This is a genomic window from Pseudoalteromonas sp. GB56 (assembly GCF_054923835.1).
On record NZ_JBPCHK010000001.1, the window covers coordinates 710,815 to 725,517 of the forward strand.

Genomic DNA, 14,703 nt, shown 5'->3' on the forward strand with positions numbered 1-14,703 from the left:
TGTTAAGAAGACAGAGCCTACAAACAAAACAACACAGGCCCAAGCAGCACAGAGTGAAAATGAGACTGTGGTTGTCACTGCGTTGAGTAATGTTGAGCGTGCAGAGCGTTGGTATCAGCAAGGCCAACAGTCGCTTAGTTACAGCATGATTGATGAAGCCATTGCGCAGTTTGAACAGGCCTTGCACCTGGCACCATCACATAAATCTGCGCGCACCATGCTAGCAGCGACCTTGTATGGGCAACAACGCAGCGACGAGGCGAACAGTGTCCTTGTTGATGGCCTGCGACGACAGCCATCAGTATTGGAGTGGCGAGTATTGATTGCCAAAATGGCCACCGAACAAAAACAATATTCACGCGTACTGGCTGCACTGGGTGACGAATATGATGAACACGCATTGCGTTTGGCTCAAAACGACTATTGGATTTTAAAAGGCAGTGCAGCGCGCAATTTAAAGCGCTTCGATATCGCCAAAACAAGTTTTACCGTATTAATTAAACGCCAGCCAAATGTGGCGAAATGGTGGTTAGCACTTGCCACCAGTGAAGATGGATTAGGAGAATTGCAGGCTGCGAAAAGCCATTATGGCACGGCACTGCAGCTCGGTGGTTTGTCGATGCAATCGCAGCGCTTTGCTCGCGCTCGTTATGAACAGTTGTAGGCAGGAATATGATCAGACCTCGTTTAAAGATGCGCTTGGGTGATTTGCTCGTTCATGAGCAGATCATTACTGATAGTCAGTTAGAACAGGCATTGCATGCGCAAAAAACCTCGGGGCGCAAACTCGGTGCGACGCTGGTTGATTTGGGGGTTATCAGTGAGCAGCAACTATTGCGCTTTTTAGCGCAGCAGTTGAATGTTCCGTTCCTTGATATTTCGCAACGTCGTATCGCTCCTGAGACCGCAAAACTACTTCCAGAGGTGTATGCACGCCGTTATCGCGCCTTGGTTATTGAAGACAACGATAATTCGGTATTAGTGGGCATGAGTGATCCCGCTGATTTAAGTGGTTTGGATCAAATTGCGCCAATCCTTGAGCCTAAACAGATTGAGCTAGCGGTTGTGCAAGAGTCACAAATCATGGAAGCGTTTGATTCTGTGTATCGCCGTACACAAGACATTGCCAACTTTGCTGAGCAGCTGCACGAAGAATATCAAGAGGGTGAAGAGTTTGAGCTTAATGCCTTAGACGAGACCACCTCTGATGCGACCGTTGTTAAATTACTGCAATCTATTTTTGAAGATGCGGTGCAAGTGCGTGCCTCGGATATTCATATTGAGCCAGATGAAAAGCTGCTGCGTATCCGCCAGCGGGTAGACGGTATCTTGCAGGAAAACACGCTTGATCAGGTGAACATTGCGTCTGCTTTGGTGCTGCGTTTAAAGCTGATGTCAGGCTTGGATATCTCTGAAAAACGGATTCCGCAAGATGGTCGTTTTAACATCAAGGTTAAAGGTCACAACATTGACGTGCGTTTATCGACAATGCCGGTGCAAAATGGCGAGTCTGTAGTTATGCGTTTGCTTGACCAATCAGCGGGTTTATTGACCCTAGACCAAACGGGTATGCCACCCAAATTACTGAAAAAATTGCGGGAAGCATTGAAGCGCCCGCATGGCATGATCCTCGTCACTGGGCCTACAGGCTCGGGTAAAACCACCACGCTTTATGGTGCGTTGAGTGAACTCAACACCCCAGATAGCAAGATCATCACTGTTGAAGACCCTGTCGAGTACCGTATTAGCCGTATCAACCAAGTCCAAGTGAATACCAAGATTGGCTTGGACTTTGCCAGCGTGCTGCGAACGACGTTACGTCAAGACCCCGACATCATCATGGTGGGTGAGATGCGTGACAAAGAAACCGTTGAAATCGGTTTACGAGGAGCGCTCACCGGTCACTTGGTTTTAAGTACTTTACACACCAATGATGCGGTGACCAGTGCGATGCGTCTTATTGATATGGGCGCCCCCTCTTACCTTGTGGCTAGCTCTTTGCGCGCCATTATCGCACAGCGCCTTGTACGTCGAGTTTGCCAAAACTGTAAACAACCTTATCAAGCAGATGAGCAAGAGCGTGCTTGGGTACGCTATTTAAAACCGCAATTGGCTGATGCTGAATTTTTCCATGGTCGCGGTTGTAATAGCTGCAACCACACTGGTTACAAAGGCCGTATTGGTGTATTCGAATTACTCGAAATGAACGAAGCTATGATGGACGCATTGAGGCTCAGTGATACCCAGGGGTTTGCTAAAGCGACAAAAGACAATCCCGAATTTGAGCCGCTCTCGCACATGGCGCTGGACTATGCGCAACAAGGTATCACGACCTTGGATGAGGTCTTCAAAGTGTCTGAATATATACCTGAAGTGGTGAGCAACTAGTGCCACACTTTCGCTTTCAGGCCAAAGATAGCCAAGGCAACTTGATTAAAGGGACACTCGAAGCCGCGAGTGCGCAAGCGGCTGCGGATCAGCTGCTGGCCAAGCGAAGTATTCCACTGCAAATCAGTGAAACTGTGCAGGGCTCTTCGCAAAGTAATTTGAATCTAGGAAACCTTCTGCAAAAGCGGGTCGGCTTGGACGAGATGATTATCTTTTCTCGGCAGATGTATTCGTTGCTCAAAGCAGGCATCCCGATTATTAGAGCGATTAATGGACTTGCCGAAACCACCATTAACACCCGTTTTAGTGACGTATTAAAAGAAATTTCACAACAACTCGAACAGGGCCGAAATTTATCGGCTGCCATGGCAAATCATAAAGATGTCTTTAATCGATTAATGGTGTCTATCGTAGTCGTGGGTGAAAATACCGGTAAGTTAGAAGACGCCTTTTTACAGCTCTCAGAGTATTTCGAACGAGAGCAAGAAACGCGCAAACGCATAAAAGCTGCGATGCGATATCCTACATTCGTGATTATTGCTCTTGTCGTGGCGATGTTCATTCTTAATTTGGCGGTGATCCCCGTATTCGCCCAGATGTTCTCTCGTTTTGACGCCGAACTCCCGTTGATGACGCGTATTCTGATAGGCACATCAAATTTCTTCGTCAATTATTGGTGGCTACTGCTGCTAGGTATTTTTGGCGCCATTTTCTCAGTGAAGAAATACCTTGCGAGCACCGAAGGGCGGTTGAAGTGGGATAGAGTGAAGCTCAAATTACCTATTATCGGCAGCATCATTGAGCGCTCTTTACTTGCTCGTTACAGTCAGAGCTTTGCCATGGTTTTGCGTTCAGGTGTCCCCATGACTGCCGGTTTATCGTTGACTGCCGAGGCTGTAGATAATGCCTATATGCACGAACGCATAATTGAAATGCGTCGTGGTATAGAAAAAGGGGAAAGTCTTCTTCGGGTCTCACGTAATAGTGAAATGTTTTCGCAACTCGTTTTACAAATGGTCGCTGTTGGTGAAGAAACTGGACGAGTGGATGAGCTATTGCAAGAGAGTGCTGATTATTACGAGCGTGAAGTCGATTTTGATCTCAAGAGCCTCACCGCGAAAATTGAACCGATTTTAATAACCATAGTCGCTGTAATGGTGCTGATATTGGCGCTCGGTATCTTTACGCCAATGTGGAACTTAATGTCTGCGATTAAAGGCAGTTAGGTGATGGCTGACAGCAGCGATGTGCGTTTAGCCAAACTCTATCAATCCTTGGTGAGTGTGATCGTCATTTCGGTGTTACTTGGTAGCTTGTTGTATTACAGCCTGGGTTTGTCTTCATCTGTAGATGAAGTGGTGAAAGACAAGGCGCTGGATGAGTTTCAACGGACCTCGATGCAAGTTCACGCCAAATGGTTGGCGAAAAAGCAGCGCAAAATCACATTAACGAAAGTGGATGACAGTTTAAAGAAAATCGGTGCAGTAGATTTTGTTGTTAACTCAGCGGGTTGGCCCGTTGAGGTGATTTCAGAAACAGAGCAAGAGCGCTGTGCTAGTTTATTTTTCCACTTGCAAGGAAAACAGAGGTGGCCGGCTTTTTCAGCGCAACAAGTTCACCACGATGGCATCGTAAAAGAGTGCGCATATTATTTAAACGATGTGCTGTGGTTTACGTTCGATTTGCAAACGGGAACATTGTCGATAAACAATAATTAGTCTATTTAAATCAAAGCTTTTTGCTTTTAAATAAATGAGCTAGAATGAAAAAAGGTACGCAGGTGATAAAGTGAATAACATGAACAAAAAACATCAAGGCTTTACCCTTATTGAGCTGATCATCGTGATCATCATTTTAGGGTTGCTCGCCGCAACTGCGTTACCGCGATTTATTGATGTAACGGATGATGCCCGCGAAGCGTCGGTTGAAGGAGTGGCGGGTGGTTTTGCCGCAGCGGTTGGTTTGGTGCGTTCACAGTGGGAAGTGGATGGACGTATCAAAAATAATGCTGGAGCGAATACGACAACGGTTGCGTATGACAAGGTGACGGTTGGCGTCGATGGTGATGTTGGTTACCCAACGAACGACGGTACCAGCAGCAGCTTGGTGAGCGCAATGCAGCAACAAGATTGTAAGGACGTATTCGACCTTATTTTGCAATCAGCACCGGTAAATACAGTGGATGCATCTCAAGTAGTGCAGAGTCGCTACTACGTGCAAATCAGTGGTGCAGGGACGTCAGCTCCGCAATGTATTTATTATTTGACCAACTCATTGGATACAAATAACACAGCAAACTTACCAAGTACTGGCACCCCAGATGGCAGTGCTACGGATGGATTCTCTTACTTCCCAGCGACGGGGCAGGTCACCGTTTTTTAAATTTTGATAGAGGTATAACAAATGAAAACAATGAAACAACAGAGCTTCCCGAAAGGAAACCAAAAGGGTTTCACCCTTATTGAATTGATTATCGTCATTGTTATTTTAGGTATTTTGGCGGTCACCGTAGCCCCGCGTTTCTTGAATTTACAAGATGATGCCCGTGATGCAACGTTGCAAGGCATTAAAGGTTCTTTAGAAACATCAGTGTCTGTGGTCAATGGCAAAGCAATTATTGCTGGGGCAACGGGAACAAGCGATGGTTCAGAGTCTGTGGATGTGGGTGGTACCAACAATGTGACCTTGGTTAACGGTTACCCTCAAGCGACAGCCAATAACATGGCTGAATTGTTGGAATTTGATGCCAATGAATTCGCTGTCGCAGCTGTGACAGGCGGTGTTCTGGTATATCCACTTGGTGTAAATAGCTATGGGACTACAGCACCAACGGCTGCTGACGCTGCATGTACAGTGTTATACGCAGATTCTACAGGGGCTAATGTTCGTCCGGTAATCACCGTTAACTCTTGCTTATAGTTTTGAAATGAACTCCCGTGGTTTTACGCTTGTTGAGCTTATAATCACGATGGTCCTGATCGGGGTATTGGCGGTGACCGTCGTACCCCGTTTTATTGGTTCCGCAACTGAAGACGCTTATATGCTGCGCGACCGCACAATTGCAATGATGCGCGCGATTCAACTTGAGTCCATGCACAACGTCAACTCCAGCAATTGTGTCAAAATTTCCTCTACCCTAATAGCCCCTCCTGCTGGGCGAGATTGTGCAAATGCGGCCTCTACTGCATTTGACGATTATCTTGTTATCGATAGCTCGGCATCTGGAATTACATTTACCACGACAAACAACCAAGGCGTAAATTTTACCAGTTTGGCGTTTGATAGCTGGGGCAAACCAAATATCGATTGCTCGGCTACGTGCAAAGTAGCTATTGCTAATCAGGCGGTGTGTGTCAGTGGTGAAGGGTTGATTTATGCCTGTGAATAGCGTGCAGCAAAAAGGCTTTACATTGGTCGAACTGATTTTAGGCATGGTGGTGTTTGCTATTGCTTTGACCATCGTCACCAGTTTGATTGCGCCGCAGGCAAAACAAAGTGCCGAACCTTTAATTCAACTTAAAGCTGCTAAGCTTGCCCAAGCAACCATGAATGAAATACTCGCTAAGTCCTATGATGAAAATAGTGACCGCAGCCCGCCATTTTTACGCTGTGATGAGAAACCCAGTGGTTGTTCTAATACACTTGGTCCTGAAGAGGGGAGTCGCGACTTATATGATGACGTTGATGACTACCACAACTTAGTGATTAGTGATGTCGGCGGAGAATATCCTGGATTTAGTCTTAGTATTAATGTCGCCGTAGATGGTGATTACGATCAAACTACGACAGATGCTCAACACATAGCTAAGCGAATCGACGTTGTTGTTAATACCCCAATTGGCGAACGTTATGCTTTCCAAGCATACAGGGGGAATTTCTGATGTGGAGGACGCGAAGGCAGTCAGGATTTACGCTTGTTGAGCTCATCATTGTGATAGTGATACTCGGCATTGTGGCAGTAGGCACAACTCAGTTTGTTAGCACATCAATGCAAATATACAGCGACGGCAATCAGCGTGCAGATCTCGTTGCACAAGCGCGTTTTATTTTACTCCGTATGGAAAAAGAAATTCGTACCGCAATCCCTAATACTCTTACGGTTACAGCTAATTGTTTAAGCTTTTACCCAATTAAAAATAGTGGAACGTATGTCGGTGATGTGAGTGACAATCCACTCACTGTGGTCAATTTTAACAACAATGTGGTTGTCGGTGACACGGTGGCAATTTATCCAACCAGTGTAAATAGCGTCATTAATGCTAGACAAATAACGGCAATCGATGACCAAGGCACTTCGGACAGTGTGTATGCTTGGCAGCTGACAGGGAGTTCAATACTTTCATCTCCGGGTAAACGTTATTATGTGCCACAGGGTCAAGTTAGCTTTTGTTCGCAAACCACTGCACAAGGTCAAGCGCTGTTACGTGAACAAGATGGGGCCCAAAGTTTACTCGGATTAGGAGTGAGTGAGTGGACAGTGCAATACAGTGCAGGCACATTGGAGCGCAATGCCATGGTCAACATACAGTTGGAATTGCACTCTTCAACCAATGAGCGCTTAGCGCTATCACATACGGTACACATTCCCAATGTCCCTTAACACTCACTCTATTTTAGCGACAAAGCAACGTGGCTCGATGCTCGTCACGGCACTTGTGGTGGCCGTGTTACTGTTATCATTAGGCCTCGCTTTATCGAGAGTAATTTCGGCAGGGGCAAAGCAAAATGCCATAGAGTACTATGGCGCGAGAAGTTATTTAGCTGCACAAAGTGGCGCCCAACGCAGTTTGCAGATGGTATTTTCAGCGGCCACGCCTAGTTGTGCGTTGGTCAACGGCAGCTCCTATACTTTTAATAGCGAACACTTGGCCAATTGCACCGTGTTGATCTCGCGCTCTAGTCAAGGCAGTGTGCCGGATGCGAGTGTCGCAAGCGGGTCTATTTCAGTATATTCAGTGCAAAGTAATGCTATTTGCAGCGTGGCAGATATCACCGCGTCTCGCACGGTCGTAGTAGAATTTCGGTTGGAGGACTAAGTCAAAATGTCTCTGTGCTATTTTTCAATCCGAAGTCTAAATGTTTTCTTTTTCGTATGCTTAATGAATGTTGTAGCGTTTCCAACATTAGCAATGACACGATGTGAAGACTTATTTACGGGCCCAATTAATGAGAATTTGGCAGCGTCAGGAGGAGGAATAGCGCAAGAGGACTTAGATGCTTTTCCATGGCAAAACAATCCTTGGCCTGCGTCAGGGACCATACTTTCAGGGGGAGATTACTTCTTTACAGGTCTAAACGTAACAAGTGGTCGAGGGTACGAATTAATTATTGCCCCAGACGAGCACGTGACCATCTATATAAATGGCTCACTGTTAGTTAATAATAGGCTTGATTTAAACGTAGCTGGGAATGCCTCACAGTTAACAATTGTTGCGCGCTATGACATTGAAATAAACAACCTTTCCGTGATTAATGGGTTGTTGTTTGCGGGAAGAAGTTTGTCCATCAATGCGAACAATGCTGTAGTTGGGGGCTTGGCGTCCAATGGTCCGATTGATGTCGGCTCTAATACGCAAATTACCTTCGATCCTGATGCTGCTGCAAATTTAGAGTTACCTGGTTTGTGTAATTCAAGTGATGCCCAAGTCCATCATTATCGCTTAAGTCACAGCATTCAAACCGTACGTTGCTTAAATTCAAGCATAAATATTCAAGCCTGTGCAGATGAGGATTGTGCAACACTGTTCACAGACCCCAATACCGTTCAGCTCAGCACGAGTGCAGGAACATACGTTAATTCAGGCTCAGTGACACTCAATAACGGTGTAGGTACTGGGTTATTGCAGTATCCACAAGGGGGGACCGTAACCATAGGTGTTGCCGATTCTTCTGCACCTACATCTAACGCAACCCAATGCTACGCCTCAGGTGTGGCATCGGGTTGTGAAATCAACTTTGTTGATGCAGGGCTCGCCTTTTTCGAAGCTGATGGTGTTTCCTCCCTATCGTCGATGCGAGCGGGGCTTGCTCAAAATATTACGGTGCGGGCGGTAGAGGCTGACGAACAAACCGGAGCTTGTCAGGCGCGAGTGCAGGGCTCTCAAGTAGTCTCGTTTGGCCTGTCTTGTGAAAATCCGGTCTCGTGCCAAAGCACCCAACAAGGAACGATCAACGGCACCAATATTGGCATGAACTCTCAGGGGCTAAGCAGTAATAGAGCCAATGTATCCGTCACTTTTGACACTAATGGAACCGCAGCGTTGGCGTTCAATTACACTGATGTCGGGGCGGTGCAGTTGCATGCAGATATGAACGTTGCCCAAACTACAGACCAGCCTGCTTTTTCCCTCAGTGGCAGTAGCAGTAATATTGTTAGTCAGCCCTATGCTGTGGTTGTGGGGAATGTGACAGATGCTAGCGGCAATGGTAACCCTCAGACTACAAACAGCGGAGGTGGCTTTATTGCGGCGGAAGAGCCTTTTACCGTGCAAGTGCAGAGCGTTAACTACTCAGGTGCACTCACGCCTAACTTTGGACTTGAGACACCCGGACAAAAAGCGGTGGTAGCATTTGATTCCGCCGTTTACCCCACCCCTAATTTGGGCAGTGCGGCACTGTTATCGAGCGGTATTTTTGCTCCTTCAGCCACTTTAGGAGTGCAACAAAGCGACGCTGTGGTATGGCAAGAAGCTGGGACAATCAGACTATCGGCATCGATAGAAAATGGCAGTTATTTAGGGCAGACCTTTATCGGTGATACACCAGTGAGTGACAACATTGGTCGCTTTTATCCCAATGATTTTACGCTTGCTTCAAGTGCTGTACTGGATTCATGCAGTGCGTTCACTTATATGGACGACCCAAACATCTCTATCGCATGGACGGCCAACGCGTTGGGAGCGCAAGGTAGGGTGTTGCAAAATTACGGTACAAATTATGAAGGCACTGCCGAGTTCACTTATGTAGCACGTAATCTTGCCAGTAGTAATTTAACACCGAATTTGGGCTCGCGCCTTACCAGTGAATTTGGGACATGGGATGAGGGTGTCTATGCAGTTGATACCAGTACGGCTAAATTTATCCGCCTTTTGGACGCGCAATTAAATACAGAGCTGGATGGGCCATATTCTGAACTTCAAATTGGTGTATCTATATCTTCAGAAAAAGACAGTCGAACGTGGCACAGTGCTGATATGGATGCGGCCTCGACAACAAGTTGCACAGCCTGTACGGCCAAGGCTTTGGCTGGGATGCTTGACGTGCGTTTTGGGCGAATGCGCTTGGAAAACAGTTTTGGTAGTGAATTTGAGTCGCTGCAAGTGCCAATGCAAACACAATATTGGCAAGGCACTGAATGGGCGCTAAATACGGCCGACTCATGTACTTCGTATACTGCAACTCAGCTCAGCGATACGAGCGCTGATTTACAACTCACAGGCGCAGGTACTTTGGTTTTGGGTGACTATGGCTTAAGTGAGGGGATGTTCGCTGACTCACAAGGGAAAACAGGCGATTACCCAGTGAGTTACCCAGCCGATGATTGGTTGCTATGGGACTGGGATGGTGATGGTAAAGCGGATAACGACCCCAGTGCAGTATTGCGATTTGGTAGTTTTCGTGGCAATGATCGAATTATCTACTGGCGAGAGTCTGGCAACGATTGATGCAAATTCAGTCAGCCGCAGTTAAGCGCTTACTTGGATAATACCGCTCTCGCAAAGTGCCTATCTATATTCGATGTTTTCAGGTACATGTGCGGTATTGTCGTCACGTATATTGATATCTGAAATCGATTAGCGCTTAACCTGCTGTTTTTTAGTAGCCAATGTAAGCTTTATGTTGCCGGATACGAGATGCATTGGTAAAGTGTGTCAAGCTTTCAGATAATAAGAATTTTCAAAGGTCAACCAGTCCCATGTTCAAGAAACTCCGTGGTCTTTTCTCCAACGATCTATCGATTGACCTGGGTACAGCTAACACCCTAATCTATGTAAAAGAAGAAGGTATTGTTCTTAACGAGCCTTCAGTTGTGGCTATTCGTCAAGAGCGCGCTGGTGGACCAAAGAGCGTGGCGTCAGTAGGTACTGAAGCGAAGCAAATGCTGGGTCGTACACCTGGTAACATCAAGGCTATTCGCCCAATGAAAGATGGTGTTATTGCTGACTTCTACGTGACCGAAAAAATGCTTCAGCACTTCATTAAGCAAGTGCACAACAACAACTTTTTACGTCCTAGCCCGCGCGTACTTATCTGTGTACCGTGTGGTGCCACGCAAGTAGAGAAGCGTGCTATCCGTGAGTCAGCGATGGGAGCTGGTGCTCGTGAAGTGTATCTAATTGAAGAGCCGATGGCTGCCGCAATTGGTGCAGGCCTTCCAGTATCTGAAGCTACCGGCTCTATGGTTGTTGATATTGGTGGTGGTACCACAGAAGTTGCGATTATTTCACTAAACGGTGTGGTGTATTCGTCTTCTGTACGCATCGGTGGCGACAAGTTTGATGAAGCAATCATCAACTATGTGCGTCGTAATTTCGGTAGCTTAATTGGTGAAGCGACAGCTGAGCAAATCAAACACGAAATCGGTTCTGCATTTAAAACTGACGAAGTGAAAGAAATTGAAGTTCGTGGTCGTAACCTAGCTGAAGGTGTGCCTCGTTCATTCACACTGAACTCACATGAAATTCTTGAAGCGTTGCAAGAGCCATTAATGGGTATCGTTAGCGCTGTTATGGTTGCCTTGGAGCAATCGCCACCAGAATTGGCGTCAGATATTTCAGCACACGGTATGGTACTAACTGGTGGTGGTGCGTTGCTAAAAGACTTAGACCGTTTATTAATGGAAGAAACTGGAATTCCTGTTGTTGTAGCGGATGACCCTCTTACCTGTGTAGCCCGAGGTGGTGGTAAAGCGTTAGAGATGATCGACATGCACGGTGGTGATGTATTTAGCTACGACTAATGAATTTATTATTTGGTCGCACTATTTCAATGCAACTGCGATTAACTATCGCAGTTGTTCTTAGTGTTATTCTCATTTTAGGTGACCGCTACACAAGTGGTGGCACTGCCGTTCGTACTTCGTTAAATACGCTTGTTAGCCCGTTATTGTATTTGGCAAACCTTCCCTATGAGTTGATTTCAACCAGCGCCAAAAACCTAACTTCTCGAGAGCAATTGCTCGAAGAGAATGAAATGTTAAAGAACAAACAACTCCTGCAAAGCGAACAGCTTCAACAACTGCAATTCTTAAAACGAGAAAATGAAAAGCTACGCGCGTTACTCGGGTCAAATCCGCGTGAACAAAAAAATAAGCTAGTTGCTCAAGTATTGTCGGTCCATTCCAGTCCTTATAGTCACCAAGTAGTGATTAACAAAGGCACCTCAGATGGATTGCGTGAAGGCCTTGCCGTCATCGATGAATTAGGTGTGGTTGGTCAGGTTGTGCAAGTAGGTGCAAACACCAGCCGCGTATTACTGATAACTGATACAACCCATGCGACACCAGTACGTGTGTTACGTAACGATGTGCGCACCGTGGTCGAAGGCATTGGTAAAATATCGCGCGTAAAGCTTTCCCATGTGCCCCATAGTTTGGATATTCGTATTGGTGACGTGCTATTGAGCTCCGGCTTGGGTGAGCGTTTTCCTGAAGGTTATCCCGTTGCAGTGGTGACGGAAATCAACCGTGATGAAGGCCGACCTTTCGCACAAATTTTCGCGCAACCTGTGGCGCAACTTGATCGTATTCGCTTGTTGGTGGTGCTGACTGATCCGGTGGCAAGCAAAGAGGTAAAAATAGATGAGTAGGCGCTATGCTCTGATTATTTTGAGTATCTTCTGTGCTCTGGTGATGGCGCTCATGCCACTGCCGATCTCATTCGAAGCATTCCGACCTGATTGGGTACTGCTTGTACTCATGTACTGGTCATTGGCTTTGCCTCATCGTGTGAATATTGGCGCCGCTTGGGTCACAGGCTTGGTGATTGATTTAGCTACCGGGTCGCCCTTAGGTGTTCACTCTCTGACTTACGCAATCACCATTTATATCACTGCGAGTAACTATCAGAAGCTCAGAAACTTCTCAATATGGCAACAAGCCTTATTGTCTGCGGTATTCTTGGCTCTTCATCACCTACTGCAGTTCTGGTTGCATCACTTTTTACTTGATGTGTATTTCTCGCCGCAATATTTATGGCCTGTGATGACAGGTGCAATTTGTTGGCCTTGGCTGTTTTTATTACTGCGTAAGTACCGTCGTCATTTTCGGATCCGTTAATCATGCCCGACATTTATCTGGCTTCGCAATCGCCGCGCAGGCGTGAGCTTCTCTCCCAACTCGGCATTAAATTTGAACAATTCTCAGTGGATGCGGATGAAACACCACTAATCAATGAAGGTGCCTACCAGCTTGTTGAGCGATTAGCACGACTCAAAGCCGAGTCAGGAGTTGCTTTGGGTTACCATGATAAGCCTGTGTTAGGGAGTGATACTGTGGTGGTGTGCGACGGAAAAATCATGGGAAAGCCCACTGATTTCAATGATTTCCAAAACATGATGAACATGCTCAGTGGGCGCACGCATGAAGTGTTAACTGCTGTGGCACTGTCTTCTACCACAAAAACCGACAGCATCGTGGTATCCACAGAAGTGACCTTTAAGGCCTTAAGTGATGAAGAAATTGAATCTTATTGGCACAGTGGAGAGCCTCATGACAAAGCTGGAGGCTATGGCATCCAAGGGCGCGCGGGTGCTTTTGTAACCCACCTCAGTGGTAGCTATTTTGCAGTGATGGGGTTACCTTTGTATGAGACACAAAAATTAATAGCCGAATTTTAGTATGAGTTCTGAATTACTTATCAACGTGACACCAAGTGAAAGTCGCGTTGCACTGATTGAAAATGGGGTTCTGCAAGAGGTACAGGTAGAGCGAATTGGTAATCTTGGCATTGTCGGTAATATCTATCTAGGCAAAGTGAGTCGCGTATTACCAGGCATGCAGGCTGCGTTTGTTGATATCGGTCTTGATAAAGCCGCTTTCTTGCACGCGTCGGACATTGTTAACAGCGCCTCGTTTGAAGAAGGTGTTGATGAGCAACCAGTCAAGAAAGTACAAGATATCCGTGAGTTAGTGCGCCAAGGCCAGCACATCATGGTGCAGGTGGTCAAAGACCCTATTGGCACAAAAGGCGCGCGTTTAACCACAGATATTACCATTCCGTCTCGCTATCTCGTGTTTATGCCCGATGCGACGCATGTCGGTGTGAGCCAGCGGATTGAAAGTGAGGAAGAACGTCAGCGTTTAAAAGACATCGTAGCTCAATACAATGATGAAAACGGCGGTTTTATTGTGCGTACCGCGGCAGAAGGCGCCACCGAGCACGAGCTGAAACATGACGCTGAATTCCTTAAAAAATTGTGGCAAAAAATTGTTGAGCGCCGAAAAAAATCACGAAAAGAAAGCATCCTTCACGAAGATTTGAAACTGGCATTTCGCACCTTGCGTGACTACGTGGGGGAAGACATGGAGCGCATTCGTGTCGATTCGAAACTGACATACCAAGAGTTGGTTGAGTTCACGGAAGAATTTGTTCCGCACTTAAACAAGGTGTTGGAGTATTACCCAGGCGAGCGTCCAATCTTTGACTTGTTCGACGTTGAAAGTGAAATTCAAAAGGCGTTACATCGCAAAGTTGAGCTGAAATCAGGCGGCTATTTAATTATCGACCAAACGGAAGCGATGACCACTGTGGACGTCAATACGGGCGCGTTCGTAGGCCATCGTAATCTCGAAGAAACCATTTTTAATACCAATATCGAAGCGACCAGTGCGATTGCTCGGCAGCTGCGTTTGCGCAACCTTGGCGGCATTATCATTATCGACTTTATCGATATGATTTCCGATGAGCACAAGCGACGTGTGTTGCACTCTTTGGAGCAAGCGTTGTCAAAGGATAGAGCGAAGGCCAATATCAATGGCTTATCCGCGCTTGGCTTAGTTGAAATGACACGAAAACGTACACGTGAAAGCCTTGAGCATATTCTTTGTGGCGTGTGCCCCTCATGTGCCGGTCGTGGTTCTTTGAAAACGGTTGAAACCGTGTGTTACGAAATTCTCCGTGAGATTGTTCGCGTGAATCGTGCATATGATGCTGACAAGTTTATGGTCTATGCCTCAGCAGCTGTGAGTGAAGCCTTGATCAATGACGAGTATCACAATCTTGCCGAGTTGGAATTATTTATTGGTAAACAAGTGATTATTCAAACAGAAAACCTCTATAGCCAAGAGCAGTTCGATGTGGTGATGATGTAGTGAAC

Annotated in this window: 16 protein-coding genes; all 16 read left to right on the top strand. The window is 46.4% G+C overall.

Annotation, left to right across the window (positions count from 1 at the left end; genetic code table 11):
* Positions 1-67: 67 nt before the first annotated feature.
* The 16 genes from ACH19P_RS03335 (at position 68) to rng (ending at position 14,698) form a co-directional block, all read left to right on the top strand.
* Positions 68-664, top strand: coding sequence for a tetratricopeptide repeat protein (locus tag ACH19P_RS03335; protein WP_462157086.1), 597 nt, complete (start codon positions 68-70; stop codon positions 662-664).
* A gap of 11 nt (positions 665-675) precedes the next feature.
* On the top strand, positions 676-2,388 hold the full coding sequence (locus ACH19P_RS03340) for a GspE/PulE family protein (RefSeq protein ID WP_462159302.1): 1,713 nt from the start codon (positions 676-678) through the stop codon (positions 2,386-2,388).
* The gene (locus tag ACH19P_RS03345) at positions 2,388-3,614 is read left to right on the top strand and encodes a type II secretion system F family protein (RefSeq protein WP_462157087.1); all 1,227 of its coding nucleotides are present in this window, start codon (positions 2,388-2,390) and stop codon (positions 3,612-3,614) included. The genes ACH19P_RS03340 and ACH19P_RS03345 overlap by 1 nt, the downstream gene beginning before the upstream one ends.
* Positions 3,615-3,617: 3 nt before the next feature.
* Positions 3,618-4,106, top strand: a complete 489-nt coding sequence (locus ACH19P_RS03350) for a hypothetical protein (protein WP_462157088.1) — start codon at positions 3,618-3,620, stop codon at positions 4,104-4,106.
* A gap of 79 nt (positions 4,107-4,185) precedes the next feature.
* On the top strand, positions 4,186-4,770 hold the full coding sequence (locus ACH19P_RS03355) for a prepilin-type N-terminal cleavage/methylation domain-containing protein (protein ID WP_462157090.1): 585 nt from the start codon (positions 4,186-4,188) through the stop codon (positions 4,768-4,770).
* Between the two features lie 21 nt (positions 4,771-4,791).
* Positions 4,792-5,307, top strand: coding sequence for a prepilin-type N-terminal cleavage/methylation domain-containing protein (locus tag ACH19P_RS03360; protein ID WP_462157091.1), 516 nt, complete (start codon positions 4,792-4,794; stop codon positions 5,305-5,307).
* Positions 5,308-5,314: 7 nt separating this feature from the next.
* Positions 5,315-5,776 carry a type II secretion system protein gene (locus tag ACH19P_RS03365; protein WP_462157092.1) on the top strand — a complete coding sequence of 154 codons (462 nt, stop codon included), beginning with the start codon at positions 5,315-5,317 and terminating at the stop codon, positions 5,774-5,776.
* Complete coding sequence (locus ACH19P_RS03370) at positions 5,763-6,269, top strand: type IV pilus modification PilV family protein (protein WP_462157093.1); 507 nt, start codon at positions 5,763-5,765, stop codon at positions 6,267-6,269. The genes ACH19P_RS03365 and ACH19P_RS03370 overlap by 14 nt, the downstream gene beginning before the upstream one ends.
* The gene (locus tag ACH19P_RS03375; protein WP_462157094.1) at positions 6,269-6,988 is read left to right on the top strand and encodes a prepilin-type N-terminal cleavage/methylation domain-containing protein; all 720 of its coding nucleotides are present in this window, start codon (positions 6,269-6,271) and stop codon (positions 6,986-6,988) included. The genes ACH19P_RS03370 and ACH19P_RS03375 overlap by 1 nt, the downstream gene beginning before the upstream one ends.
* Positions 6,978-7,424: an agglutinin biogenesis protein MshP gene (locus tag ACH19P_RS03380; RefSeq protein WP_462157095.1), complete on the top strand. Its 447-nt coding sequence runs from the start codon at positions 6,978-6,980 to the stop codon at positions 7,422-7,424. Before ACH19P_RS03375 ends, ACH19P_RS03380 begins: the two co-directional genes overlap by 11 nt.
* Positions 7,425-7,487: 63 nt before the next feature.
* Entirely contained in the window at positions 7,488-10,052 is a 2,565-nt protein-coding gene (locus ACH19P_RS03385; protein WP_462157096.1) for a DUF6701 domain-containing protein, read from the top strand.
* Positions 10,053-10,303: 251 nt separating this feature from the next.
* The gene (locus ACH19P_RS03390; protein WP_105253626.1) at positions 10,304-11,347 is read left to right on the top strand and encodes a rod shape-determining protein; all 1,044 of its coding nucleotides are present in this window, start codon (positions 10,304-10,306) and stop codon (positions 11,345-11,347) included.
* Positions 11,347-12,195: a rod shape-determining protein MreC gene (gene mreC, locus ACH19P_RS03395; RefSeq protein WP_462157097.1), complete on the top strand. Its 849-nt coding sequence runs from the start codon at positions 11,347-11,349 to the stop codon at positions 12,193-12,195. Before ACH19P_RS03390 ends, mreC begins: the two co-directional genes overlap by 1 nt.
* Positions 12,188-12,664 carry a rod shape-determining protein MreD gene (mreD, locus tag ACH19P_RS03400; RefSeq protein ID WP_462157098.1) on the top strand — a complete coding sequence of 159 codons (477 nt, stop codon included), beginning with the start codon at positions 12,188-12,190 and terminating at the stop codon, positions 12,662-12,664. The genes mreC and mreD overlap by 8 nt, the downstream gene beginning before the upstream one ends.
* Positions 12,664-13,224 (top strand): Maf family protein, encoded by a 561-nt coding sequence (locus ACH19P_RS03405; RefSeq protein ID WP_462159303.1) that lies wholly within the window; start codon positions 12,664-12,666, stop codon positions 13,222-13,224. Before mreD ends, ACH19P_RS03405 begins: the two co-directional genes overlap by 1 nt.
* Before the next feature lies 1 nt (position 13,225).
* Positions 13,226-14,698, top strand: coding sequence for a ribonuclease G (gene rng, locus ACH19P_RS03410; protein ID WP_462157099.1), 1,473 nt, complete (start codon positions 13,226-13,228; stop codon positions 14,696-14,698).
* Positions 14,699-14,703 lie beyond the last annotated feature (5 nt).